The organism is Micromonospora deserti (assembly GCF_003236335.1).
GTDB classification, from domain to species: Bacteria; Actinomycetota; Actinomycetes; order Mycobacteriales; family Micromonosporaceae; genus Micromonospora; species Micromonospora deserti.
On the sequence record NZ_POUB01000039.1, the window covers coordinates 1 to 24,012 of the forward strand.

Consider the following 24,012-nt stretch of genomic DNA (forward strand, 5'->3'; position numbering starts at 1 on the left):
GGATGGGAGGGAGGACGACGATGACCTCCGCGGGAAACGCGGCGGGTGGCGGCACCGGGGTGTTCCGCCGCAAGCCGGTTGACGAGATCACCGAGGAGACCGAGGAGGGGCTGGCCCGCACCCTCGGGCTCTGGCAGCTCACCGCGATCGGGGTGGGCGGCATCATCGGCGCCGGCATCTTCGCCCTCGCCGGAGCGGTGGCCAGTGAGACCGCCGGACCGGCCGTGCTGGTGTCGTTCCTGATCGCCGGCGTGGCCAGCGCGGCCGCCGCCCTGTCGTACGCCGAGTTCACCGGCATGATCCCGAAGGCCGGCTCGGCCTACACCTACGGTTACGCGGTGCTCGGTGAGGGCGTCGGCTGGTTCATCGGCTGGGACCTGCTGCTGGAGTACACCGCGATCGTGGCCGTGGTGGCGATCGGCATCTCCGGCTACTTCGCGTTCCTCGTCGGCGAGCTGGGGGTGGGGCTGCCGGTGTGGATGCTGGGCGCGCCGGGCACCGGTGACGGGCACGTGGTCGACCTGTTCGCGGTGATCCTCTGCCTGCTCATCGCGTTCCTGCTGACCCGGGGCATCAAGTCGGCGGCCCGGTTCGAGACCCTCGTGGTCGGGTTGAAGGTGGCCGTGGTGCTGCTGGTCATCGTGGTCGGCTTCTTCTACATCAACACCGAGAACTACTCGCCGTTCTTCCCGTTCGGGATCGGCGGGGCGATCACCGGCGCGGCCACGGTCTTCTTCGCGGTGTTCGGCTACGACGCGATGAGCACGGCCGCCGAGGAGTCCCGGGACGCCCGCCGGCACATGCCGAGGGCGATCATCTATTCGTTGCTCATCGCGATGGTGCTCTACGTGCTGGCCACCCTGGTGCTCACCGGCATGCAGAACTACCGCGACATCGACCCGGAGAGCGGCTTCTCCTCCGCGTTCGCCTCGGTCGGTCTCTCCGGCCTGGCCAGCGTGGTCGCCGTCGGCGCGATCATCGGCATCCTGACCGTGATGTTCACCTTCATGCTCGGTGTCACCCGGGTGTGGTTCGCGATGAGCCGGGACGGTCTGCTGCCGGCCTGGTTCGGCAAGCTGCACCCGGTGCGCCGGGTGCCCAGCCGGGTGACCTGGATCGTCGGGGTGGGCTCCGCGCTGATCGCCGGCTTCCTACCGATCCGGCAGGCCGCCGAGCTGACCAACATCGGCATCCTGCTGGCCTTCGTGGTGGTCTGCATCGCGGTGATCGTGCTGCGCTACCGCCGCCCCGACGCGCCGCGTACGTTCCGGCTGCCGGGCATGCCGGTGGTGCCGGCGGTCGGGGCGCTCTTCTCCATCTGGCTGATCACTTTCCTGGCCCCGGAGACCTGGCTGCGCTTCGCGGTGTGGTTCGTGTTCGGCGGGCTGATCTACGCCTTCTACGGCTACCGGCGATCCCGCCTGGCCCGCCGGGAGTGACCCTCGTCGCACTCGGCCGCGGCGAGTGACTCGGCCCGCAGCCGCCAGCCCCGGTCGGCGGCCGGGTTGCGCGGCGACGGCCCCGGCGGCGCACCGGCGATCAGCGGCAACGCCGCGGCAGCGGTGTCACGGAAGGTGACCGGAGGTGGTGGGCGAACGCCGGCGGTTCCACCGGTGATCCACTCACCGGTTACCGTCTCCCGTCTGGGGAGGTGCCGCCGTGTACGTGGTGTCCGTGATCAACTACAAGGGTGGGGTCGGCAAGACCACCGTGACCGCCAACCTCGGCGCCGAGCTGGCCAACCGGGGGATGAAGGTGCTACTCATCGACCTCGACCCGCAGGCCAGCCTGACGTTCGGCTTCTACGACCCGGACGACTGGCGGGAGCGGCTGCGCGACGGCCGGACGGTGAAGCGCTGGTACGACGGGTTGCGTGGTGGCACGGCGGCGGTGACCCTGGGCGAGCTGGTAGTCACCCCCGGCCCGGCGAACGCCCGCCTCACCGGCGCCGGCCGTCTCGACCTGATCGCGTCCCACCTCCAACTCGTCGACATCGACCTGGCGCTGGCCCGCGCCGTGGCCAACGGTGACGAGTACGACGCCGAGCTGTTCCGGGTACGCGGCTCCCTGGCCGAAGGGCTGCACGACGACGCGCTGGGCAGCTACGACATGGTGCTCATCGACTGCCCGCCGAACTTCAACGTGGTCACCCAGTCGGCCATCATCGCCAGCGACCACCTGGTCATCCCGGCGAAGGCGGACTACCTGTCCACCCTGGGCATCGACTACCTGCACGGCAACGTCCGGGAGCTGGTCGACCAGTACAACGCCGACGCCCGCCGGTTCGCCACCACCCGCCGCCACCACAAGGTCGCCCCGGGCGTGGCCGGTGTGGTCTTCACGATGATCCAGCTCATGGCGCAACGGCCGATCGCCGCCCACCAGGGCTACATGGACCAGGTCCGCGCGCTCGGCCTGCCCGTCTTCCCCACCGTGCTGCGGGAGAGCGTCACGGTGTTCGCCACGAACACCCCGCGCGGCGTGCCGGTGGTGCTCCGCGACCGGACCACCAGCCCGGTCGTCCGCGACGAGCTGCGCCAGCTCACCACCGAGTTCCTCGACCACCTCCAGCCCGAGGGGGCCGTGGCGTGACCGATCCGGCCCCCGCCGTCGCCGCGCTGGTTACCGCCCTGCTGCGGGAGCTGCCCGCCGCCGACGTCGCCGCCCTGGTCGAGGGACGGGCCCGACTCGCCGTGGTGCCGACCGAGACATCCCCGGGCCCCACCCCGCCCACCGCCACGCCGGCCTGGCGGGCAGCGCCGACCGGGCGGGCAGCGCCGCCCCCGGACCTCGGCCGCGCCCGGGCGGCGCTCGCGGAAATGTCCCGCCGTGACGACAGTACGGCCTACCTCGCCGGCTGGACCGCCCGTGACCTGCGGGCGCTGGCCGCGAGCCTGGAGCTGCGCGGTGTCGCCGGGCTGCGCAAGACGGACCTGGTCGACCGGATCGTCGAGCGCACCATCGGCTTCCGCCTCAACTCTGCCGCCATCCGCCGCCGCTGAGCGGCACACCGGGGCCGGCCGGTAACCCACCGCCGGCCTAGGCTGGCCGTACCGGCGGGTCGAGGAGGTGGCATGGGCAGGTGGGTGGCTCTGCTGCGCGGGGTCAACGTGGGCGGCGCCAAGGTCGCCATGGCGGACCTGCGCCGGCTGGTCGCCGGCCTCGGTCACGACGACGTCAGCACGTACCTGCGGAGCGGCAACGTGGTCTTCGGCAGCACGGTGCGCGACGCCGAGGAACTGGCCCGGGGCATCGAACGGGCGATCGCCGACGAGCTGGGGCTGACCGTGCCGGTATTGGTACGCAGCAGCCGGGAACTGGCGGCGGTGGCCGGCGGCAACCCGTACGCCGACCGGGAGGACGACCCGACCCGGCTGCTGGTCGCCTTCCTCGCCACCGCACCCGAGAAGTCCCGGGTGGACGCCCTGGTCGTGCCCGCCGGCGAGAGCGTCGCGTTCACCATCGCCGACCGGGAGGTCTTCCTGCACTACCCCGACGGCGGCTACGGGCGGTCGGCGTTCACCAACACGTACCTGGAGAAGAAGCTGGGCGTGGTGGCGACCACCCGCAACTGGCGGTCGGTGCGCGCCCTGACCGAGATGGCTGCGGGCTGAGCCGCGGCGCGCCGCCCCCCGTGCTGCGACGCGCCGCGGAAGGCTCAGCTCAGGTCGACCCGGATCAGGTTGGTGCCCCGGGTGGTGAACAGGGCCCGCACCCCGTCGGTGACCACCTCGGGTGCGCCGAACCAGGACTGGTTGAGCCCGTCTGCCAGGACCCTCAGCGAAGGCTCGTGGCGGCCCACCTTCGCCGTCCACAGCCGGGTGCCGTCCGTGCCGAAGACCCGGTCGTCGATCACCGCGAGCTTGCCGCCGACCGCGCCGACGTCGACCCGCCAGAGCACCTCCCGGGTGCGTGAATCCAGGGCGAACAGCTCGCCGTCGCGGGTGACGCCGGCCAGCACCCGGCCGATCAGCTTCAGGTCGACGATCACTCCGCCATCGGTGGGCTCGATCAGCCAGGCCAGCCGCTCGGTCCGGTAGTCGAAGTAGGCGAGCTTCGCCCGGGTGGTGGTCGGGGTGGTGCCGTAGCCGTTGATGGTGCTGCCGCCGAGGAAGACGCCGTGCGGGTCGGGGCAGAGCGACTGCACGGTCTGGTCCGGCAGGATGCCGCGCCAGCTGCGGAACCGCTGCCCGTCCCAGATGTTCAGCGCGCCCTCCCAGCGGCCGTAGTCCGGCTCGGTGGACATCAGCACCAGCCCTCGCCGCCGGTCGACGCTCAGCGAGGTCGGCCGGGTCTGCTCCTGGGCGGCGTCGACCCGGACCACCTCGGTCACGGCCCGGCCGTCGACGGGCATGGTGAGGTAGCGGGCCAGGGTGTAGACGCCCATGTGCACGACGCCGCCGTACGCCTCCATGTCCTTAACCTCACCCCCGAAGGGCACCCGGAAGGTGTCGAAGGCGGGGGTGGGCTCGCTGGAGACGACCTGGACGCCGAGCGAGCCGCCAACGACGATCCGGTCGCCGGCGTGGCAAAGCGACATCGGACGTTCGGGCATCGGAGCCAGGTCCGGCGAGCTCATGTCCAGGGCCTCGGTGGTGCGGGTCCCCAGGTCGTAGAGGATGCCGCCGGCGCCCTGCACGGCCCAGAGGCGGCCGTCGTCGAGGAAGCCGATCCGCACGTTCGACGCCTCCGCCACCGGCACGCCGACCAGGGTGGGCGCGGTGTCGCCGAGCCGGAAGCGGTAGAGCGAGCCGCTGGGGCGGGTGGTGTAGAAGATCTCGTCGCCGCGGCTGGTGATGCCGACGACGAAGGAGTCGTTCGGGGTCTTCAGGATCTGGTACCGGCTGTGGTCACGGGTATCGACCACGAGGACCTCGGCGGTGGGCGAGATGCCGACCACGAGGTGGTCGCCGGCGATGCGGCAGACCGCGCCGAAGGTCCGGTCGCGTAGTTCGGCCGGGAGGATGTCGGTGCGGGTCCCGCTGGCCCGGTCGTAGGCCACCAGTCCGGCGCGAGAGCCGATGCCGCAGTAGACCGTCGTGTTGGTGGCGGCAAGGTCCCGGACGTAGGTGTCGTCGGGGTCCATCCGGCCGTGGTCGGTGGCCTGGCCGGTCGCCGGGTCGTACTCCCACAGCCGCGCCGTTGGGTAGGTGCCGACGAAGAGCTTGCCGTCGGGCGAGGTTTTGACGTTCCAGCCGACCTCCTCGCGCAGGTCGAGTACCTGGGTGACGTCCATCGTGGTGGTGTCGACCTTGAACAGCAGGCCCGGGGAGTACGAGGAGACGAAGATGTCGGTGCCGACCGCGTCGATACCCCAGATGCCCGGCACGCCGGGAATGGGCGCGGACTTGGTGATCCGGCGCTGCGTCAGGTCGTACGCGGCGACCCGGGTGGGCAGGATCTGCCGGGTGGCGAACCAGATCTCGTTGCCGATCCGGACGCCGTTGCCGAAGTTGAGCACCCGGGAGGCCGGGCCGAGGTCGCTGATCGCCACGTCGAGCGTGTCGCCGAGCCCCTCCGCCGGCGCGGCGAGCGCCGATCGGGGAAATACGGCTCCTGCCGTTACCGCACCAAGGCCGGCGAGCACCGCACGTCGAGAGAGACTTCCCGCCATCGTTCGTCCTTCCGCGTGGGGGTCGGCCCGTCGTGCGAGGTTACGGACGGGGCCGTTAATCCGGACCCTAGAGGGGAGAGCCATCAGCGTCAACGGGCCCGGCCCGGCGGGTGGCCGCGGCGCCGGGCCGCGGCCACCCGTCCCACTCAGAACCGGTACGCCCGGTGGTACTCCGGCACGATCACCCGGCTGCGCGGGGACACCCGCCGGATCTCGGCGATGAACGCGTCGAGCTTCTCGCGGTCACCCGGCGCGACCGGCACCGGATTGCGCAGCTCCGCCTCGAAGATGTCGAAGTGCACCGGCACCACGACCTTCGGGTGCTCCAGCGCCGCCAGCAGCCGGGCGGCGTAGTCGGCGGTGACCGTGGTGTTCGGCAGCGCCACCATGGCCACGTCCGGAGCGAGCCCGGTCAGGTTCCGCTCGACGAAGTCGCTCGCCCCCATGAAGAACACCGACGGGCCGCCGGCCACCCGCAGCTGGTAGGCGAGGGTGTCACCCTCGGGCAGGTCGGCGATGGTCGCCGGCTTCGGCGGCGGGCTGACCCGCACCCCGGGGAAGGCCAGGGAGTACGACGGGTTGCGGCTGTGCAGCCCGCCGACCACCTCCACGGTGTACGCGCCGAAGTCGAGCACCTCCCCGCCCTTGACCGGGCTGAGCTGCCCCGACGGCACCCCGTACGCCAACCCGAGGTTGTACGCGGTCAGCGTGCCGAACACCCGCGCGCCGGTACGGCCGGCGATGTGCGGCACGTCCATGTAGTGGTCCCAGTGGGTGTGCGTGACGAGGACCGTCTCGGCCCGGTCGACCAGGGAGTCGACCACGCCGGCGCGGACGTCCAGCCGGGTGGCGGGGTTGAAGGCGCCCTTGAACAGCCCGGTGTCGATGCGGCTGAGGAAGGGGTCGACCAGGATGGTCCGGTCGCCGATGTCGACGCGCCATCCCGACGTACCCCACCAGCGGAAGCTGACCGGGCCGCGGCCCGGCCCGGCCGGCGCGGCGGCGAGCGGCGCGGTGGCCGGCGGCGCGGCCTGCGCCGGGCTGGCAAGGGCGGCGGTGAGCCCACCGGCGGACACCAGGGCGGTGCCGGCGGCGGCGTCGCGCAGGAGGCGGCGGCGGTCCATTGTGGGCATGCGGATCTCTCCCCGTCGTGGTGCGGATCGGTCAGCCCCGAGCCAACCAGCGCCACCCCCGCCCGGTCCAAGATCGACCAGACGACCGGATCATATCTGAGCGCATATCGGACCAGCTCACGGGCGATGTCGGTGACCGACGGCGGCGGAAAAATCGGTTCGCCGTGGCCGGCCGGGCGGGCGGGTCCGCCGCCGGCACGCGCGGCGGACCGAGCCCCGCCGCGACGCCGTGCGCGGTCCGGCCGGCGGGCAGCGCCTCGGCGGCGGCCCGGGGTCAGCAAGCGCGCAGCGCCTCGACGGCGGCGTGGGCGGCCTCGCCCATCGCGAGGTCCACGTCGATGCGCCGGGTGGCGAGCCGGTCGGCGCGGGCGAAGACGGCGATGGCGTACCGGCCGCCGTCGGGATACTCGGCGACGCCGGCCTCCAGGTGCAGCCCCGGCAGGGTGCCGGTCTTGCCGGCGACCCGCACCCCGGGCGGGAACCCGGAGGCCAGCCGGGTCCAGAACAGCTGTCGGGCCATCCAGCCCCGCACCATGGCGCACGCCTGCGCCGGGCCGGCCTCGTCCCGCCAGATCAGCCCGAGCAGCCGGGTGATCTCCCGGGGCGTGCTGGAGGTGGTGTGTTCCGGGTCCAGGACCCGCATCGCGCGCACCCGCTCGGCCGGCAGGGCGGGGAAGATCCGGGCGAAGTCCGCCTCGGTCCGGGCGCCGACGTCGGCGAGCATGGTCTCCACCAGCTGCCGGGGACCGCCGACGATCCGGGTACGCGGCAGCCCCAGTTCGGTGGCGAGCATCGGCAGCACGTCCGCGCCGACCCGGCGCAACAGCAGGTCGGCGGCGGTGTTGTCGCTGACCGACATGGCGAAGTACGCCAGGTCGCGCAGGGACAGCTCGGCGTCGTCGGCGCAGCCGGCGACCCCCCACCCGCCGAGCCGGTCCCCGGCGGTGACCAGGACCCGTTCTCGGGGGTCGAGCTGACCGGCGACGACCTGCCGGGCGAACTCCAGCACCAGCAGGATCTTGAAGATCGAGGCGATCACCACCGGCTCGTCGGCCCGGACCGCCACCTCCCGCCGGCCGCCGGCCCCGCCCGCGTCGCCGTCCAGGTCGACCACGTGCAGACTGGCGGTCACCCCGACCCGGTCGAAGATCTCCCCGATCCGCTGCGTCACCACCCCCGCACGGTAGCCGGCACCCTGCCGCCGGCATCGGCCGCTGGCGTAAGGTCCGGCCGTGGACCTGCTCCGGCACCTGCGGCACTTCGTGGTGGTCGCCCAGGAGCTGCACTTCGGGCGGGCCGCCGAACTGCTCGGCATGGCGCAGCCGCCGCTGAGCCAGTCGGTGCAGCGGCTGGAGCGGGAACTGGCGGTCGAGCTGTTCGACCGCTCCCGCCGGCAGGTACGCCTCACGACAGCGGGTCAGCTGCTGCTCGGCGAAGCCGAGGAGCTGCTCGCCGGGGAGCGCCGGCTGCGCAACGTGGCCGGGCAGGTACGCGACGGCGTGCTCGGCGTGCTACGGGCCGGCGTGCCGCCCGAGACGCCGGCGGTGACCCTGCGCGCGCTGCTGGACCGGCTGGCCGAGCGGGCGCCCGGGCTCGACGTGGACCTGCACGAGCTGACCAGCGGCGAGCAGGAACGGATGCTGGCCGAGGGCCGGCTGGACGTCGGCCTGCTGCACCACCCCGTCGCCGACGGGGGGCTGCGTTTCGGCGCCCCGGTCGACGTACCGCTGGGGGTGCTGCTGCCGCGGACCTCGCCGCTGGCCCGGGCCCGGGAGGTCGAGCTGGCCGCCCTGGCCGGCCTCGACCTGGTCACCGCGCCGCGGGCCACCGCGCCGGGCTGGCACGACCACCTGCTCGACGTCTGCCGCCGGCACGGGTACACGCCGGCCCGGGTGCGCCCGGCGCGCAACCCGGAGTTCCTGTTCGGGCTGGTGCTGGCCGGCGGCGGGGTCGCCGTCGAACCGGCGGCCACGGCCCGGCGGGAGCCACGGATCGCCTGGCGCCCGGTCGCCGCCGTCCCGCTGGTCAAGCGGACCTCGGCGGCCTGGCCGCGCCGGGCCGCGCACCCCGCCGCACCGATGTTGGGGCAGCTCGCGGCCGAGGTGCTGGCCGCCGAGCCGGCCCCGCCGGCACCGCCGCCCGTGCCCGCGCCGCGCCCCTGGCCGGTGCTCTTCGACGAGGCGGGGTGAGCCGTGCCGGGGATCACCCGGCAGCTTCCGGTGCCTTCGGGTAGGCATGAGGAATGGCAGGGACGCGGAGCGCGCCGAAGCGCGTCCGCGCCCGACGACGGGCGAAGGAGCCGTTCGTGTCGCACACGATTCCCGACATCACCCTGAACGACGGCAACACCATCCCGCAGCTCGGCTTCGGCGTGTACCAGATCGAGCCGAGGGACACCGTCGAGGCGGTGAGCAAGGCCCTCGAGGTCGGCTACCGGCACATCGACACCGCCGAGATGTACGGCAACGAGGCCGAGGTGGGACAGACGATCCGCGCCTCCGGACTGGACCGGGGCGCGGTCTTCGTGACCAGCAAGCTGAACAACGGCTTCCACCGGCCCGACGACGCCCGCAGGGCGTTCGAGTCGACCCTCGCCGCGCTGAAGACGGACTACATCGACCTGTTCCTCATCCACTGGCCGCTGCCGACCCGCTACGACGGCGACTTCGTCTCCACCTGGCGCACGCTGGAGGAGTTCCAGCGCGATGGGCGGGCCCGCTCGATCGGGGTGTCGAACTTCCAGGTGGCGCACCTGGAACGGCTGGCCGCCGAGGCGGACATGGTGCCGGCGGTCAACCAAATCGAAGTGCACCCGTACTTCGGCAACCAGGAGGTGCGGGCGTACGGCAGGGCGCACAACATCCTCACCGAGGCGTGGTCGCCCATCGCGCAGGGCAAGGTGCTCCGCGACCCGACCGTCGTCGACGTCGCCGAGCAGGTCGGCCGGACACCGGCACAGGTGGTGCTCCGCTGGCACGTGCAGCGCGGCGACATCGTCTTCCCCAAGTCGACCACCCCGGAGCGGATCGAGGAGAACTTCGGCGTCTTCGACTTCGAGCTGGACGACGTGGTGATGGAGCGGATCACCGAGCTGGACCGGGGCGAGGCCGGCCGGCAGGGCCCGAACCCGGACACCTTCGACTACATCCCGGCCTGACGTAACACGGTGGCCGGCGGCGGCGCACGTAGAAGGGGCCATGATTGTGGCCCCTTCCGGCGTACGGAAGGACCTGCCCCCCAATGACGCGCCGCCGTATCCCGCTGGTCCTGGTGTCGATGCTGGCGCTGGCCGCCACCACGGCCTGCGCGCCGACGTCGGCCGTCGAGACACCCCGCTGGCAGGTGCCCCCGTCGGCGTCGGCCACCCCGACGGCGCCGACGCCGAAACCCGCCCCGGTCTCCACCGCCGAGGTCCGCAGCCGGGTGAAGGCGGCGATGCTGGAGCTCGACGCCGACTTCCACCCGGAGACGGCGGAGCTCACCGAGGAGAACACCGAGGCGTGGAAGCTGATCTCGCCGTGCCGGGACAGCCTGCCCTCGGACCGGCGCCGCACCGCCTACCGCGAGCGGGTCTGGGACGGCGAGACGATCTGGATCCGGCAGTACGTGGTCGGCTACCTCGAGGTGCCCGGACGCAAGCTCGCCGACGAGCTGCGCGCGACGCTGAAGACGTGCAAGCAGTACGAGGTGCCGGGCGACGGCCGGACGTCGGTGATCGTGCGCCCCTCGTCCCCGCCGGTGCCCGACGGTCCCGACGCGATCGCCTTCTGCGAGAAGCTGACCGGCCAGGCCATTCGGCACCAGTGCACGCTGCTGCTGGTGCGGGGCAACTTCGTGCTCCAGGTGGACGCCTCGGCCGGCAACGGCGACCTGGCCGGCGGCACCGAGCTGCTCACCAAGCTCGCCCCGCTCGCCACCGCCGCCCTGCAGCGGGCCGCCTGACCCCGCCCGTGCCCTCCACCGGCGGCGCGCCGCGAACAGCGGCGAGGTGCCAAGCAGCTCGGTGACCAGCGCCGCGAGACCACGGTCGTCCGGGTGGCGGCCGTACGCGGCGCGCAGGTCGGCGACGGAGGTGCGGGCGAAGCCCAGCGCGTCCGGATCGGACCAGTGCCCCGGAGCAGGGCGCGGAGGTGAGCGTGCACCTGGCGACGCTCCGGGCGGACGGGCCGAGCGGGCTGCTGTGGGGGTACCAGATGGACGCCGGGGGCGGGTACGGGGTGCTGCCCTGGTGAGGGCTTGACCTCGAGTGCGCTCGATGGTCGAGGCTGGCCGGCGACGCACTCGTCCCACGGGAGGACCCATGAGATACCGCAGCATCGGCACCGACCCGGCGACCCGCCGCCAGGTCAGTGTGCTCAGCCTCGGCGCGATGCTCTTCGGCACCGCCACCGACGAGGCCACGTCGTACGCCATCCTCGACCGGTACGTCGAAGCCGGCGGGACGTTCATCGACACCTCCGACAACTACGCCTTCTGGATGAACGGCGGTCAGGGCGGGGAGAGCGAGGATCTGCTCGGCCGGTGGCGGCGTAGCCGGGGCGTCGGCGACGAAATCGTGATCGCCACCAAGCTCGGCGCACGACCGCTGGCGCCCGGCACCAGCTACACGGACAATCCGGAGGGCCTGTCGGCGAAGGTGATCCGGGAGTCCGCGGACCGCAGCCGGGAACGCCTCGGCGTGGCGAAACTGGACCTGCTCTACGCCCACATCGAGGACCGGAGGGTGCCGCTGCGGGAGACCGTGGAGGGCTTCGCCGAGCTGGTGGCCGAGGGCATCGTGGGCCTGCTCGGGGCCAGCAACCACCGGGCGTGGCGGGTGGAGCGGGCCCGCTCGCTGGCAGCCGCGTCCGGTCTGCCGGGGTACGAGGTGCTCCAGTACCACCACAGCTACCTGCACCGGCGCACCGACCTGCCGAGCGAGCTCGACCCGGACGGTGATCCGGGCTCGGCGGGCGGGGACCTGCTCAGCTACCTGCGGGCCGAGCCGCGGCTGACACTGGTCGCCTACTCGCCGCTGCTCAAGGGTGCGCTCAGCCGGGCGGACAAGCCGCTGGGCCCGGAGTACGACCTGCCGAGCGCTCCCCGGCGGCTGGCCGCGCTGCGGGACGTGGCGGCGGAGACCGGGGCCACGGTCAACCAGGTGGTGCTGGCCTGGTTGATCGGGGGTGAGGTGCCAGCGATCCCGCTCGTCGGCGCCTCGTCGGTGGCCCAGTTGGAGGAGAGTCTGGCCGCCGTTGACCTGGAACTGACCGCCGACCAGCGGCACCGGCTCGACGCCACTGGTGACTGAGCCGGCGTCTCCCATCCACGGACCGTGGCATAGTGATCGCCGAGGCGCTGTGGCTGCTGACCTGCCTCGCTCAGCCGGTCAGGTCGAGCCGCCAGTCGTTTGAGCGCATCAGGTGGCCTGGCGGGTACTCGAACTCGGTCTCGCCGAGCAGCGTGAAGCCGGTCTTGCGGCAGACCGCGTTGGAGGCCGGGTTGCCCACCGACGGGTAGGCGTGCGCCCACCGACGGCTACGCCGGGCGCTGGCCGCCGCCACCGCCGCACGCACCGCCGCGGTGGCCAGCCCCCTGCCCTGGTACGCGGGCAGCACCGCCCAGCCCAGCTCGTAGACCCGCGCGCCGCGCCAGTCGCGTTCCCAGTAGCCGACGCTGCCCACCCTGGCGCCGTCGGGCAGCACCACGGTGTACATGCAGCCCTGCCCGGTGCCGGCGAAGCGCACGTAGCGGCCGTGCCGGGCGACGACCTGCCCGTCGGTCTCCGGGCCGCCGGTGTGCGCCCGGACCTCCGGCGCGTTGAGCTGCCGCAGCAGGTCGAGGCCGTCCTCGCCCCACGGCTCGATCCGCACGCCCGTCATCGCGCCCCCCTCGTCGCGGCGTCCAGTGAACCAGCCGCCACCGACATTCCGGGGACGCGCCGCCCGATCCGCTAGATGCGATCTAGCGAGGTGCCGGCCGCCGTCTCGCGCCTGCCCGGTGAGGCCCGGCGGAGACGGGAGGGGAAGCATGGCGCCGCTACAGCTTGCCGTGATCATCGGCAGCACCCGTGAGGGGCGGATGGGCGACCGGGTCGGTCGCTGGTTCGTCGACCAGGCGCGGCAGCACGACCAGGTGACGGTGACGGTCGTCGACCTCGCCGACTACGACTTCCCCGCCAGCTACCCGGCCGAGCCGACCGCGCCGATGCGGTCGTTCGCCGCCCGGATCGGCCAGGCGGAGGCGTTCGTGGTGGTCACACCCGAGTACAACCACAGCTTCCCGGCCTCGGTGAAACAGGCGATCGACTACGCGTACGACGAGTGGCAGGCCAAGCCGGTCGGTTTCGTGTCGTACGGCTGCGGTTCAGTGGGCCTGCACGCGGTCGACCAGCTCCGCACGGTCTTCACCGCACTGCACGCCGTCACCATGCGTGACGTTGTCGGTGTCGACCTGCTCTGCGACGAACCGATGCTGGCCACGGACGAGCTGGGCCGGACCGCCGGCGTCCTGCTCGACCAGCTGTGCTGGTGGGGCCTGGCCCTGCGCGACGGCCGCGCCAGGCGCCCGTACGTCTCCTGACTGTTCGCGAAGAAAGGTAGAGATCATGAGCAGACGCAGTACCGGCCTGGCCATCGAGGCCGACGGCCTGACCAAGTCGTTCGGGGACACCCTGGCGTTGAGCGGCATGGACCTCCGGGTCCCCGCCGGCACCGTCTACGGGCTGCTCGGCCCGAACGGTGCCGGCAAGACCACCGCGGTACGGGTACTGGCGACGCTGCTGCGCCCCGACGGCGGCCGGGCGCGGGTCTTCGGCCACGACGTGGTCGAGCAGGCCGACGCCGTCCGGGCTCGGGTCAGCCTGACCGGCCAGTACGCCTCGGTGGACGAGGACCTGACCGGGTTGGAGAACCTGATGCTCCTCGGTCGGCTGCTCGGGCACCGCAAGCCGGCCGCCCGGGAACGCGCCGAGCGCCTGCTCGCCGCGTTCGGCCTGACCGAGGCGGCCGACCGCCAGGTCAAGAAGTACTCCGGCGGCATGCGCCGGCGCATCGACATCGCGGCGAGCATCCTGAACACCCCCGACCTGCTCTTCCTCGACGAGCCGACGACGGGGCTGGACCCGCGCAGCCGCAACCAGGTGTGGGAGATCGTCCGGGCCGTCGTGGCGCACGGCACGACCGTGCTGCTGACCACGCAGTACCTGGACGAGGCCGACCAGCTCGCCGGCCGTATCGCAGTCGTCGACCACGGCCGGGTGATCGCGGAGGGCACGCCGGGTGAGCTGAAGTCCTCGGTCGGCTCCGGCACGGTGCACGTGCGACTACGCGACCCGGGGCAGCGGCCGGAGGCCGAGCGGCTGCTCCGGGCGGCGCTCGGCGTTCCGGTGCAGCTCGAACCCGACCCGGTGGCGCTGACGGCCCGGGTCGGCGGCGACGGCAGCGACCTGGACGCCAGCGAGCAGGCCGCCCGGGCGCTCGGTGACCTGTCCCGCGCCGGCGTCGTCGTCGACGACTTCTCCCTCGGCCAGCCGAGCCTGGACGAGGTCTTCCTGGCCCTGACCGACCACCCCGCCGTCGCGGCCGACGAGCGGGACGACGAGCTGGAGGCAGCCCGATGAGCAACGCCACCACCACGACCGGGCGGGCCCCGTCGGTCTACGTGCCGTCCGCCGAGGCGCTGTCGACCGTCCTCGCGCCCGGGGCGCGACCGCCCCGGCCGAGCGCGCTGTCGGCGTCACTGACGTTCGGCTGGCGGGCCCTGCTGAAGATCAAGCACGTGCCGGAGCAGCTGTTCGACGTGACGGCGTTCCCGATCATCATGGTGCTGATGTTCACGTACCTGTTCGGCGGGGCGCTCGCCGACAGCCCCCGTGACTACCTGCAGTTCTTCCTGCCCGGCATCATGGTGACAAGCGTCGTCATGATCACCATGTACACCGGCGTCGGGCTGAACACCGACATCGAGAAGGGTGTCTTCGACCGGTTCCGGACGCTGTCGGTGTGGCGCCCCGCCGCGCTGGTCGGCATGATCTTCGGCGACGTGCTGCGGTACGTCCTCGCCGCCCTGGTCATCCTCGGCGTCGGGCTGGTGCTGGGCTTCCGGCCCGACGGGGGTGTGCTTGGGGTGCTGGCCGGGATCGGTCTGCTGGTGGTCTTCTCGTTCGCGTTCTCCTGGGTGTGGACATTCTTCGGCCTGATCCTGCGTAGCGAGAAGTCCGTGATGGGGGTCAGCATGATGGTGCTGTTCCCGCTGACGTTCCTGAGCAACGTGTTCGTCGACCCGGGCACCATGCCCGGCTGGCTGCAGGCGTTCGTCAAGGTCAACCCCATCACCCACCTGGTGGCGTCGGTACGCTCGGCGATGGCGGGGGCGTCGGATCCGTCGAACACGATGTGGATGCTGCTGTGGAGCGCCGGGTTCGTGGTGGTCTTCGGCGCGCTCACGATGTACCGCTACAACCGCCGCTGACGGATGACGGCGGGCGCCGCCGGCGAGAACGGCGCCCGCCGTGCGGGGCGCCTGGATCGCCTCGGTCCGCCCGGCGCGAGGCGGGCCGGGTGATCCGGCTTTCCAGCTCGCTGATGATGTCGTCGCTACAGGCGCCAGCGCGGCGGCTCGGGCGGGAGGTAACGGCAGGTGCTTCCGGTCGAGACGGCGTCGCGCAGGTGGGCGGCGAGCGCCGGGTGGCGGTCATCGAGCTTGCGCAGCACGTCCCGGATCCGGGCGGTGACCGCCTTGCGGGCCCGCTCCGCCTCGTCGCCGAGACGTCGGGTGCGGCCGGCCAGCCCGGCCGCGGCCCGCAGCTCGGCGAGCAGGGCGGCGCGCTCGGCGTCGAGGGCGGCGACCTTCCGCTCGTCGGCGCGCTGGGCGGCCCGGTCGATCTCGTCGTCGAGCCGCTCCAGGTGCCGCCGGTAGCGAGCCTTCGCCTCGTCGTCGAGGACCGGGTCGCCGCCCATCCGGCGGGCGGCGACGAGTTGCGGCCCGGCGGCGGGGTCGAGCAGTTCGACCGCCGGGACGTCGACGCCGGGCCGGCTCAGCAGCAGGTGCAGGTCGTGCAGGCCCTTGGCGTCGGGCAGGTGCGCGGCCGTGCCGGCGTAGGCGAGCCGCCAGACCGGGCCGTCGCGGCGGAACTCGTACCCCTCGGCCCGGACGTCAGCGGCGGGCTCGGCACCGTTCGCGGCGGGAGTGGCGCCGGCCAGCCGGCCGACAACCTGCCGCATGCCGAGCTGGGCGGCTTCGCCCGCGGTGGCGGCGCGCAACGCGGCGGCGGCCACCGCGTCGCCCGGGCGGTCGCGCCCGATCAGCGCGTCCGCCAGCGCGACGCGGGCGAGCACCGACCACGGCCGCGCGCCCATCCGGTCGGCGGCGTCACGGGCCGCCGAGAACCCGGCCACCGCATCGTCCCAGCGCTCCTGAGCGGCGTCGACGGCGGCCAGCCAGTGGTCGACCGGGCCGCTGATGTCGCAGCCGAACAGCGCCGCCATCCACTGCCCCCGGTGCGGCGTCAGCGCCTCGCGGGCCTCGGCGCAGCGCTGCGGGTCGCCGGTGGTCGCGGCGACCTGCGCGCGCAGCCGCAGCCACAGCGGTGACACGGGGCGGGTGAACGTGGTGCCGGCCGCCTCGATGCCGGCGGTCAGCCGTACGGCAGCGGCAGCGTCACCGCGCTCCGCCGCGGTGATGGCGCGGGCCAGGTCCAGGTAGGGATAGTCCCCCGGGCCCAGCTCGTCGAGCAGCGCGTCGATCTCGTCGAAGCGGCCCTGCAGCAACAGCCAGGACCAGCGCAGATGATGGCCCATGAAGGCGAAGTCGGAGTCGTCCCACGCGTCGGAGCCGGCCAACTCGGAGAAGAGCTCGTCGGCTCTCGCGAACTCGCCCCGGAACGAGGCGATGATGCCGCCGTCGATGGCGGTCGCCACCAAATGCCGAGCCAGGTCAGCCTCCCGGCCCCCGGTGAAGAAGGCGGTGAGTTCCGCGAAGTACCGGGGGTCGCCGAGTTCCAGCAGCGCGACCCAGCGCAGCGAGGTGGCCCACAGCTCGGTCTCCCGGTCGCCGACCCGGCGTGCCACGTCGCGGATCTCGGCCGTCAACGCCGCCCGGTCGGCGGCCGTGCCGAGCCCCCAGGTGGCGTCGTGGCGGGCCCACAGGCTGAAGGTGAGCGCCTCGTCGTCATGGCCGCGGCGGGCGAGCGTCTCGGTGGCGGTGATCAGGTCGGTGACGAGCGTCCGGACCTCAACCGCGGCGGGGGGCTCCCCGATGAGCCGCCGGTACGCCTCGCGCAGCAACTCCCGCGGGTCGGCGGAGCGTCCGGTGCTGGTTTCGTGGTGCCGGTGGACGGTGAGGGCGACGCGGGCCAGCAACGCCGGCTCGTCGAGGGTGTGGGCCAGCGTGGCGGCGTCGGCGAGAAGTCGCTGGGACTCGGCGCGGCCGCCGGAGTGGTACCGCAGCTGGGCGAGCTCGACCATGATCTTGACGCGCTGGGCTGGGTCGACGGCGACCTCCAGCGCGCGACGGAAGTGGACGGCGGACTCGTCGGTGGCCAGCCGGCGGCCGGCGTCCCGCGCCGCGACGACCAGCAGGTCGGCCGCCCCGGAGGGGTCGAGGTCGGCACCGGCGAGGTAGGCGTGGCGGGCCAGGTCGGCGGGGATCAGCCGCTCGGCGAGTGCCGCCGAGCGGTCGACCGCCCGGACGACCGCGGCGTGCCGGGCGCGGCGGTCGTCGTCGGGCAGCCCGTCGTAGAGCGTCTCGCGGACGAGGTCGTGGGCGAAGGCGAACCGGCCGCCGCCGCGGGCCACCACCAGCCGGGCGGTCACCGCCCGGTCGAGCAGCCGGTCGACCTGTGCCGCCGGCGCGCCTACCGACGCGGCGAGGACCTGACGGTGGAACTCGCGGCCCAGCACCGCCGCGACGGTGAGCGTATCGGCCACCGCCGCCGGCAGTTGGGCGAGGCGCCGGCGCACGGCCTCCCGTACGCCGGGGGCGATCGTGCTCACCTGGCCGTCGGCGCGCCACAGCCGGGCGGTCTGCTCCACGAAGAACGGGTTGCCGCCGGTGCGCCGGTGCACCTCGTCGACCAGGGCGGCGTCGGGCTCGCGCCCGGCCGTACGGGTGATCAGCGCGGCCACGTCGTCCCGGGACAGGCCGGTGAGGGTGACCGTCGTCGCCTTCGCCACCAGTGGCATCAGCAGCGGCCGCAGGGGGTGATCACCCGACTCGACCTCGGCGTCGCGGTAGGTGCCGACCAGCAGCAGCCGCTCGAACCAGGTGTGCTGGGCGGCGAACCGGAGCAGCCGGATCGAGGCGGGGTCGGCCCAGTGCAGGTCGTCGAGGACGACCACGACCGGCCGGCGCTGGGCGACCGCGACCAGCGCCGTGGTCACCGCGTCGTGCAGGGCGAACTCCTCCTGCTCGCCATGGTCGTCACCGGTCGAACCACCGGCGGCCTCACCGGCCGTCGCGCCCGTGGCCTCGCCGAGCAGGACGGCGAGGCCGGGCTCGGCTGCCCCGCTCGCGACAGCCCAGTCATCGGGCGAGCGGCGCAGGGCGCGCAGCACCTGCACCCAGGGCCAGTAGCCGGGCGCGCTGTCGGAATCCCAGCAGGCGGCGCCGAGCACCAGCGCGTCGCGGCGGCGGGCCTCCTTCGCCGCCGCCGTGACGAGCGTCGTCTTGCCGATGCCGGGCTCACCGGTGACCAGGACGAGGCCGCCGTGACTCGCGGTCGCCCGGTCGACCTCGGCGCGCAGCAGGCCCGCGGGGTGCTCCCGCCCGATGATGCCTTCGCCGAACCGCGGATCCATGGCACCCCGACCGTAGCCGAACGGTCCGACAGCGTGAGGGCACCGGGCGCCACGTGGGCCGGGCGCGACATGCTGCGCCGGCTCCCATTGTTAGCGAGATTTTCCTCGCGAGCCTTGTTAGAGGGTCTTCCTCGCGTGCCGCATCAAGAACCCGTCCTCATCGCCCCACCTACCCCGTGGTCCTGGCACCTGCGCTCGCCGCTTCGATCGCCTGCGTCAGGCAGGCGGCCACGTCCGTGGCGTGGTAGACGTGTTCGCTCGGTTCGATGCCGGCGAGGAACATGGCGTACACGGCCGCCATGCGCAGCGCCGCCACCGGCCGCAGCAGCTCGACGGCCCGCTCCGGCTCGCACCCTGGCACGGCGTCCCGCCACCGCGCACACCACTGCCCGACGATCGGCGCCGCCGTGGCCGGGTCGAGCCCGTCGGTGAGCCGCAGCACGTCGAACGCCGGGTGCCCGACGAAGGCATCCCCCCAGTCGATGAACACATACCGCCCGGCGCGGGCGCGCACGTTGCCGGGGTGCAGGTCCCCGTGCACCAACGTCTCCGGCAGCCCGCACCGCCGCACCTCGTCGAGCCGACCCTCCAGCCCGTCCAGCAGGGACTCGACGGACGAGGTGTCCTGGGCGGCCAACCGCTCCCGGATCCACCGGGCGAGCGCGGGGCCGCGCAGGTCCGGCACGCCCGCCGCCACGAGCTCCGCCGCGTCCGGTACGGAGCGCAGCTGCGCCGGGTGAAACGCGGCGGACATCGTGAGCCGCTCGTCGAGGCTCGCGCCGTAGCGGTCCTCGCCGGGCACGTGGTCGAGCAGCATCCGCCCGTCGCCGTCCTCGGCGAGCATCCTGGTGGTCTGTCCCGGCACCGCGCGGCCGAGCCAGCGCAGCACGGCGGCCTCGTGCCGGAAGAACAGCGGCACCTGCTTGAGCCATGCCGTCCCGCCTGCGCCGTCGAGCCGCCAGATCGCTGACAGGTTCCAGGTCCGCTGCTGGCGGACGGTCTGCGCCGGCCGCCCGAGCCGCCGCAGCTCCTCCGTCGCCCAGGCCAGGCTGCGCGCGGGGCCGCCGGGCTCAGCGTAGGGGGCGCGCAGCGGGTCCGGGGTCAGGTCCACGTCCGCCGGGACGAGCGGCGTGGCGGGCGGGTCGCTGACCTGTCCGAGGTACGTCACCGCGCCCGCCACCCCCGGGCGGGGAGCGGTGCCGGCCAGCAGGCGCAGGACAGCCACGTCGACGCCGTACCGGCGGCGGGCCTCGTCGACGACCGGGCCGACCTCCTGCCACCAGGGCGAGGACACCTCGAACGGCGGCAGCGCGCCCAGCGAGGCGCCCGCGGCGTCGACGAGGACGAGGGTCACGGTACGGGTCACGGCCGGACGCTACCGCCGGAGGTGTGGGCAGGGCGAGCGGATAGTGAGCCGGCGCGCCAACACCGACCTCGCCACCCGCTGCCGACATCAGACGCGTCACGATCTGCACGTCGGAGGGGAGCCCTCAGCTTCCGCTCCTTCGGCGGGCACGGTGATGACGACCTTCGCGCGGGCGTGCTCGCCTTCGACGTATCGGATGGCGTCGGATGTCTCGCTCAGCGGGTAGGTCCGGTCGATGATCGGAGTGATCCTTCCGGACTCGGCGAGTTCCCGCAGCGTCGCCAGGTTCGGTTGGCTCGGTGTGGCCGTGAGTGTGATCAGCCGGTGGCGGACGAAGCGGGACAGCGCCTGTCCCCGGATGATGAGGCCGACCGGTCCGAAGAGGCTGCCGCCGTCGGAGACGCCGCCACCGGACAGGACGAGCGTTCCGGTGGGCGCCAGTACCCGCCGGCAGTCGGTCAACGATCGGTTGCCCACCAGGTCGAAGACGACGTCGTAGCGCCGACCGTCGCGGGTGAAGTCGTCGCGGGTGTAGTCGATGACGTGGTCCGCGCCGAGCGAACCGACCAGATCCATGTTGCGCGTGCTGCACACGGCGGTCACGACCGCGCCGAACACCTTGGCGATCTGTACGGCGAACGTTCCCACGCCGCCTGACGCTCCGTTGATCAGGACGTGCTGTCCCGGCTGTAGCCGCGCTGCGTCACGCAGGCCCATGAGGGCGGTGTTGGCGGCTAGCGGCACCGCGGCCGCCTGCTCGAATGTCAGGTTGGCGGGTTTCGGCTCTACCACGTCGACCGAGGCGCACACATACTCGGCGAACGCTCCGTGGGTTTCACCGAACACCTCGTCACCCGGACGGAACCGGGTCACCCCTCGGCCCACTGCCTCCACCCGACCCGCGAAGTCCGTGCCCCGGATGCTGACCCTTGGCGCGGTGAACCCGAACTGGGCGGGGGCCGTGAGGCGCACGACGTACGGGTCGCCGCGCATGAGGTGCCAGTCGCGGGCGTTGACCGCGGCTGCGTGAACCCGGACCAGCACCTCGTTGTCGGCCGGCACCGGCTCGTCGACCTGTCTGAGCGCGAGGACGTCGGGTGAGCCGTACCGGTCCTGGACGATTGCCTTCATCGGATCTCCTCGACGTGCGGGTTGGGGTAGGGAAGAGTTCGCCTGTCCGCAGGACTCGGTCCTCGTCGTCAACACGGCGTGGCGCCTTCACCGGCTCGCCCAGGCCGCCACGCGAGGGTCGGTAGCCACGCGCCGCGCCCGGCTTGGCTTGGTCGGCTGCCTGCGGATGATCCGTTCGGCCACGGCGACGTTGATCACCCACAGCCGGTGAGCATCAGCAGGGCGCGGCTGACCTCACCTGACAGAGGTGTACACCGTACACCTCTGCGTTGAGAGTAGGGTGTACGCCGTACACGTGTCAAGAGGGAGATCGGCCGGCCGCCGGTCGAACGGAGGTGCCGAGATGGCGCAGCAGGTGGACGATGCGCGCCGGCCCCCGCTGAGCAGGGACCGGGTGCTGCGTGCCGCCGTCGCGCTGGCCGACGACGCCGGCATCGATTCACTGAGTATGCGTAAGCTCGCTCAGGAGCTGGACGTCGTGCCGATGGCGCTGTACAAGCACGTGGCCAACAAGGAACAGCTCCTCGACGGCATGGTCGACGTCATCGCCGGCGAGATCGACCCGCCGGCCCATGACATCGAGTGGAAGAGCGCGGTCCGGCAGAGAATTCTCTCGGCGCGACGGGTGCTCCTGCGCCACCCGTGGGCTTCCCGGGTCATCGAGTCGCGCACCAGCCCGACCCCGGCTGTGCTGGACTACATGAATTCGATCGTCGGGATGTTCCGGACCGGCGGCTTCTCCGTCGACCTCACCCACCATGCGATGCACGCCCTGGGCAGCCGGATATGGGGATTCAGCCAGGAGCTGTTCCCTGCCTCACCAAGTCCCGACCCGGAGATGCAGGCGGCGATGCTCCACCAGCTGGCAGCCAGGTATCCCTACATCGCCGAGATCGCGGCGGCCGTGGCTCACGACGAAGAGTCGGTCGTGGGCAGCGGCTGCGACGACCAGTTCGAGTTCGAGTTCGCGCTCGAGCTCCTCCTGGACGGATTCGAAAGACTCCGCCAGCACGGGTGGACATCCACCAACCAGTCCTGCGCCTGACCCAACCGTCGGCGCCGAACGGCCGCTGCCGTCCGGCTGGTACACGCTGTGAGATCAACCGGTGTCGCCGATGGTCAGCGGGCGTCGGTGACGACGTGGGAGCAGGCGGCGCAGGCCGCCGCGCCCTGCTCGGCGTACCACCGGCAGCTCCGGCGGATCGCGCAGCGCGGCAGCTCCGGCGCGGTCGGGCCGGCCGTCTCCTGGTATGAGGCGACGAGGCGTTCACCCAGGCCGCAGTGCTCGCCGGTCCAGAACCCGCACGACGCGGTGACGCACGGGCCGGCGAGGCGGTACCGGGACTCGACCGGGGCGTCCGAAGCGGCGGACGCGGCAAGCGCCACCTCGGCCGGCAGCTGCGGCGTGACGTAGGCGACCCGACCCGCCGGAGTGATCATGCCGAGGAAGACCGTGGCGTTGGCCGCGGGGGTGCTCGGGCACATCCGCTCCGGCGGGTCCGGCCGGTGGGCGGTGTCGGTCACCGCTGCATCCAGAAGCCGAGGTCGTTGATCTTCTGGCCGAGGTCGTCGGCGAACGGGCCGTCGATCACCCACAGGCCGTACCACTCCGGGCGGAGCTTGAGGTTGGCGTGCCCGACGGAGAGCGGGTTGGTCAGCTTGCTGCCAGCGACGGAAAGGGCGTTCAGACCCGCCTTCTGGATCTCGCTGGCGATGAGGCTCTGCTGGTCGGTGGTCAGGTCGACGCCGTCGACGACGAACCGGAATTCGCTGCGTGCCATGTCCTACCTCGATTCATTCGGTCCGCAGCCCGCGCCGCAGACTCGCCCTGGTGAATGCCGCCCAGCCGGACCGGGAGGCGGCGTCGGTCCCGCCCACGTACGCCCGCCAGGTGGTCGCGTCGGCGGCGCGCCACCCCCAGAGTTCGCGGCAGGCGGCGACCGCGAACGCGACCTGCTCGGCCGAGCCGGTGAAACCGGCGGGCCCGTCGGTCACCCGCAGTGCGCCGCTGGCGCCGACGCGGACCAGCGGAAAGTGGTGGTGCAGGCTGGCGAGGGTGGCCAGGTGCGCGGCGTCGGCGCGGCCGGCGGCGAAGGCATCGCGCACCTCGTCGTCGCGGCTGACCCGGATGGCGTGCAGCGTGAACGCGCCACCGTCCGCGCTGACCTGCCCGTCCACCTCGACCGGGGCGCTCCAGGCCCGGGGTGAGTTGGCCGACCAGAAGGCGAGCCAGGCGGTGAGCCGTTCGTGGAAGTCGACCTGGAAGCGGGCCGGCCCGCCGGGGAGGGTCGCGATAGCGATCCGGTCCCGGACGACGAGTGGCTGCGCCGGACCGGTGGGGGGCGCCCCGGCCGCCGGTGGTGCGGCGTGGGCGGCGGTCGCGCCGGCGACGGTGACCGCCGAGGCCGCCGCGGCGCCGGCGAGGAGTCCCCGCCGGGAGAGGACTGGGAATGTGTGGTTCATCGTCCGCCTTTCGTCGACGGCCTTTGCCCAGACGCTATCGACCGACGTAGATCACCTGAATCAGCGTTCTATCGGGACCACGACACGAATCCCGGCGATCGACGGCGGCGTGAATCGCGCTCTTGTGCTGTCCGTCGCGCATCGGACACAGGAGCACCAGGCGCTCCACGCCGGTGATCGCGCGAGCGAGCAGCGGCGGCCGGTCACCGACATCCGCGCCCGCCCAGACCGGCCGATGACTAGTCGCCCACCGACCGGGTACGCCCGACGCATGGGTAGCCATAAGCCAAACAAACACGACCCGGGCGGCGAATCGGCGCGCGGACGCCGACACTCGGGCAGCGGCGCCCGGGGCCGGCAGGGCTCGGAGGTGGAGCACTCGCCGGACCGCCGGCACCTGCGGGCCGCGACCGGCACCTCGGGCACCGAGCGCGACCACGGCCGGGCCAAGGTCGAGGGCGACGAGCGAATCCAACGTCAGGGGACGCGGTGAGCGCCCCGGGCAAAATCCCCGTCTCAGCCGGGATC

23 protein-coding genes and 1 pseudogene are annotated in these 24,012 nt (G+C 72.9%); 13 read left to right on the plus strand and 11 right to left on the minus strand.

The features are described from left to right. Positions 1–20 precede the first annotated feature (20 nt). The 4 genes from C1I99_RS08750 (at position 21) to C1I99_RS08765 (ending at position 3,614) form a co-directional block, all read left to right on the plus strand. Positions 21–1,439 (plus strand): amino acid permease, encoded by a 1,419-nt coding sequence (locus C1I99_RS08750; protein WP_111133703.1) that lies wholly within the window; start codon positions 21–23, stop codon positions 1,437–1,439. A gap of 220 nt (positions 1,440–1,659) precedes the next feature. Further along, the gene (locus C1I99_RS08755; protein WP_111133704.1) at positions 1,660–2,592 is read left to right on the plus strand and encodes a ParA family protein; all 933 of its coding nucleotides are present in this window, start codon (positions 1,660–1,662) and stop codon (positions 2,590–2,592) included. After that, a complete protein-coding gene (locus C1I99_RS08760; RefSeq protein ID WP_111133705.1) occupies positions 2,589–3,002 on the plus strand; it encodes a Rho termination factor N-terminal domain-containing protein in 414 nt (137 codons plus the stop codon). Before C1I99_RS08755 ends, C1I99_RS08760 begins: the two co-directional genes overlap by 4 nt. A gap of 72 nt (positions 3,003–3,074) precedes the next feature. Further along, positions 3,075–3,614 (plus strand): DUF1697 domain-containing protein, encoded by a 540-nt coding sequence (locus tag C1I99_RS08765; protein WP_111133706.1) that lies wholly within the window; start codon positions 3,075–3,077, stop codon positions 3,612–3,614. A gap of 44 nt (positions 3,615–3,658) precedes the next feature. Here the strand turns inward: C1I99_RS08765 and C1I99_RS08770 are convergent, their stop codons facing one another. The 3 genes from C1I99_RS08770 to C1I99_RS08780 form a co-directional block, all read right to left on the minus strand. After that, complete coding sequence (locus C1I99_RS08770; RefSeq protein ID WP_146603921.1) at positions 3,659–5,614, minus strand: PQQ-binding-like beta-propeller repeat protein; 1,956 nt, start codon at positions 5,612–5,614, stop codon at positions 3,659–3,661. A gap of 146 nt (positions 5,615–5,760) precedes the next feature. Next, a complete protein-coding gene (locus C1I99_RS08775; protein ID WP_111133708.1) occupies positions 5,761–6,747 on the minus strand; it encodes an MBL fold metallo-hydrolase in 987 nt (328 codons plus the stop codon). A gap of 274 nt (positions 6,748–7,021) precedes the next feature. After that, a complete protein-coding gene (locus C1I99_RS08780) occupies positions 7,022–7,921 on the minus strand; it encodes a serine hydrolase (RefSeq protein WP_233512412.1) in 900 nt (299 codons plus the stop codon). A gap of 58 nt (positions 7,922–7,979) precedes the next feature. Between C1I99_RS08780 and C1I99_RS08785 the strand changes: the two genes are divergently transcribed. From C1I99_RS08785 to C1I99_RS33910, 3 genes are all read left to right on the plus strand, one after another. After that, positions 7,980–8,936, plus strand: coding sequence for a LysR family transcriptional regulator (locus C1I99_RS08785; RefSeq protein WP_111133734.1), 957 nt, complete (start codon positions 7,980–7,982; stop codon positions 8,934–8,936). A gap of 116 nt (positions 8,937–9,052) precedes the next feature. Next, positions 9,053–9,904, plus strand: a complete 852-nt coding sequence (locus C1I99_RS08790; protein ID WP_233512413.1) for an aldo/keto reductase — start codon at positions 9,053–9,055, stop codon at positions 9,902–9,904. Between the two features lie 83 nt (positions 9,905–9,987). Further along, positions 9,988–10,689 carry a hypothetical protein gene (locus C1I99_RS33910; protein WP_111133710.1) on the plus strand — a complete coding sequence of 234 codons (702 nt, stop codon included), beginning with the start codon at positions 9,988–9,990 and terminating at the stop codon, positions 10,687–10,689. A 21-nt stretch (positions 10,690–10,710) separates the two neighbouring features. Here the strand turns inward: C1I99_RS33910 and C1I99_RS34570 are convergent. Continuing rightward, a pseudogene (locus C1I99_RS34570) lies at positions 10,711–10,836 on the minus strand (MmyB family transcriptional regulator); the annotation flags it as partial. Positions 10,837–11,047: 211 nt separating this feature from the next. On the opposite strand from C1I99_RS34570, the gene C1I99_RS08810 reads away from it, so the two are divergent. Next, complete coding sequence (locus C1I99_RS08810) at positions 11,048–12,037, plus strand: aldo/keto reductase (protein WP_111133711.1); 990 nt, start codon at positions 11,048–11,050, stop codon at positions 12,035–12,037. Between the two features lie 70 nt (positions 12,038–12,107). On the opposite strand, the gene C1I99_RS08815 is transcribed toward C1I99_RS08810, so the two are convergent. Continuing rightward, positions 12,108–12,608 carry a GNAT family N-acetyltransferase gene (locus C1I99_RS08815; RefSeq protein ID WP_111133712.1) on the minus strand — a complete coding sequence of 167 codons (501 nt, stop codon included), beginning with the start codon at positions 12,606–12,608 and terminating at the stop codon, positions 12,108–12,110. 148 nt (positions 12,609–12,756) lie between these two features. On the opposite strand from C1I99_RS08815, the gene C1I99_RS08820 reads away from it, so the two are divergent. From C1I99_RS08820 to C1I99_RS08830, 3 genes are read left to right on the plus strand one after another with little or no spacing between them, the layout of a single operon-like run. Then, positions 12,757–13,308 (plus strand): NADPH-dependent FMN reductase, encoded by a 552-nt coding sequence (locus C1I99_RS08820; RefSeq protein WP_111133713.1) that lies wholly within the window; start codon positions 12,757–12,759, stop codon positions 13,306–13,308. Between the two features lie 25 nt (positions 13,309–13,333). Next, positions 13,334–14,347, plus strand: coding sequence for an ATP-binding cassette domain-containing protein (locus C1I99_RS08825; protein ID WP_111133714.1), 1,014 nt, complete (start codon positions 13,334–13,336; stop codon positions 14,345–14,347). Further along, positions 14,344–15,198, plus strand: a complete 855-nt coding sequence (locus C1I99_RS08830; RefSeq protein ID WP_111133715.1) for an ABC transporter permease — start codon at positions 14,344–14,346, stop codon at positions 15,196–15,198. Before C1I99_RS08825 ends, C1I99_RS08830 begins: the two co-directional genes overlap by 4 nt. 125 nt (positions 15,199–15,323) lie before the next feature. Here the strand turns inward: C1I99_RS08830 and C1I99_RS08835 are convergent, their stop codons facing one another. From C1I99_RS08835 to C1I99_RS08845, 3 genes are all read right to left on the minus strand, one after another. Continuing rightward, positions 15,324–18,524, minus strand: coding sequence for an ATP-binding protein (locus C1I99_RS08835; RefSeq protein ID WP_111133716.1), 3,201 nt, complete (start codon positions 18,522–18,524; stop codon positions 15,324–15,326). Between the two features lie 169 nt (positions 18,525–18,693). Further along, a complete protein-coding gene (locus tag C1I99_RS08840; protein ID WP_111133717.1) occupies positions 18,694–19,890 on the minus strand; it encodes a phosphotransferase family protein in 1,197 nt (398 codons plus the stop codon). A gap of 96 nt (positions 19,891–19,986) precedes the next feature. Beyond that, entirely contained in the window at positions 19,987–21,021 is a 1,035-nt protein-coding gene (locus tag C1I99_RS08845) for an NAD(P)-dependent alcohol dehydrogenase (protein WP_111133718.1), read from the minus strand. Positions 21,022–21,364: 343 nt separating this feature from the next. Here C1I99_RS08845 and C1I99_RS08850 point away from each other — a divergent pair, with 343 nt between their 5' ends. Continuing rightward, complete coding sequence (locus C1I99_RS08850) at positions 21,365–22,066, plus strand: TetR/AcrR family transcriptional regulator (RefSeq protein ID WP_111133719.1); 702 nt, start codon at positions 21,365–21,367, stop codon at positions 22,064–22,066. Between the two features lie 74 nt (positions 22,067–22,140). Here C1I99_RS08850 and C1I99_RS08855 read toward each other — a convergent pair whose 3' ends face one another. From C1I99_RS08855 to C1I99_RS08865, 3 genes are read right to left on the minus strand one after another with little or no spacing between them, the layout of a single operon-like run. Then, positions 22,141–22,545 carry a hypothetical protein gene (locus tag C1I99_RS08855; protein WP_233512414.1) on the minus strand — a complete coding sequence of 135 codons (405 nt, stop codon included), beginning with the start codon at positions 22,543–22,545 and terminating at the stop codon, positions 22,141–22,143. Beyond that, positions 22,542–22,802, minus strand: a complete 261-nt coding sequence (locus C1I99_RS08860) for a hypothetical protein (protein ID WP_111133720.1) — start codon at positions 22,800–22,802, stop codon at positions 22,542–22,544. Before C1I99_RS08860 ends, C1I99_RS08855 begins: the two co-directional genes overlap by 4 nt. 13 nt (positions 22,803–22,815) lie before the next feature. Beyond that, a complete protein-coding gene (locus C1I99_RS08865; RefSeq protein ID WP_111133721.1) occupies positions 22,816–23,484 on the minus strand; it encodes a hypothetical protein in 669 nt (222 codons plus the stop codon). Between C1I99_RS08865 and C1I99_RS32265 the strand changes: the two genes are divergently transcribed. Continuing rightward, positions 23,474–23,977 carry a hypothetical protein gene (locus tag C1I99_RS32265; protein ID WP_146603922.1) on the plus strand — a complete coding sequence of 168 codons (504 nt, stop codon included), beginning with the start codon at positions 23,474–23,476 and terminating at the stop codon, positions 23,975–23,977. The two genes, C1I99_RS08865 and C1I99_RS32265, sit on opposite strands and share 11 nt — an antisense overlap. Positions 23,978–24,012 lie beyond the last annotated feature (35 nt).

Bases quoted from the DNA above. Each gene is read 5' to 3' on its own strand.
- C1I99_RS08775 (WP_111133708.1), bottom strand. From the start codon at position 6,747: ATGCCCACAATGGACCGCCGCCGCCTCCTGCGCGACGCCGCCGCCGGC.
- C1I99_RS08815 (WP_111133712.1), bottom strand. From the start codon at position 12,608: ATGACGGGCGTGCGGATCGAGCCGTGGGGCGAGGACGGCCTCGACCTG.
- C1I99_RS08845 (WP_111133718.1), bottom strand. From the start codon at position 21,021: ATGAAGGCAATCGTCCAGGACCGGTACGGCTCACCCGACGTCCTCGCG.
- C1I99_RS08835 (WP_111133716.1), bottom strand. From the start codon at position 18,524: ATGGATCCGCGGTTCGGCGAAGGCATCATCGGGCGGGAGCACCCCGCG.
- C1I99_RS08825 (WP_111133714.1), top strand. From the start codon at position 13,334: ATGAGCAGACGCAGTACCGGCCTGGCCATCGAGGCCGACGGCCTGACC.
- C1I99_RS08770 (WP_146603921.1), bottom strand. From the start codon at position 5,614: ATGGCGGGAAGTCTCTCTCGACGTGCGGTGCTCGCCGGCCTTGGTGCG.
- C1I99_RS33910 (WP_111133710.1), top strand. From the start codon at position 9,988: ATGACGCGCCGCCGTATCCCGCTGGTCCTGGTGTCGATGCTGGCGCTG.
- C1I99_RS08810 (WP_111133711.1), top strand. From the start codon at position 11,048: ATGAGATACCGCAGCATCGGCACCGACCCGGCGACCCGCCGCCAGGTC.
- C1I99_RS08750 (WP_111133703.1), top strand. From the start codon at position 21: ATGACCTCCGCGGGAAACGCGGCGGGTGGCGGCACCGGGGTGTTCCGC.
- C1I99_RS08860 (WP_111133720.1), bottom strand. From the start codon at position 22,802: ATGGCACGCAGCGAATTCCGGTTCGTCGTCGACGGCGTCGACCTGACC.
- C1I99_RS08820 (WP_111133713.1), top strand. From the start codon at position 12,757: ATGGCGCCGCTACAGCTTGCCGTGATCATCGGCAGCACCCGTGAGGGG.
- C1I99_RS08865 (WP_111133721.1), bottom strand. From the start codon at position 23,484: ATGAACCACACATTCCCAGTCCTCTCCCGGCGGGGACTCCTCGCCGGC.
- C1I99_RS08830 (WP_111133715.1), top strand. From the start codon at position 14,344: ATGAGCAACGCCACCACCACGACCGGGCGGGCCCCGTCGGTCTACGTG.
- C1I99_RS08765 (WP_111133706.1), top strand. From the start codon at position 3,075: ATGGGCAGGTGGGTGGCTCTGCTGCGCGGGGTCAACGTGGGCGGCGCC.
- C1I99_RS08850 (WP_111133719.1), top strand. From the start codon at position 21,365: ATGGCGCAGCAGGTGGACGATGCGCGCCGGCCCCCGCTGAGCAGGGAC.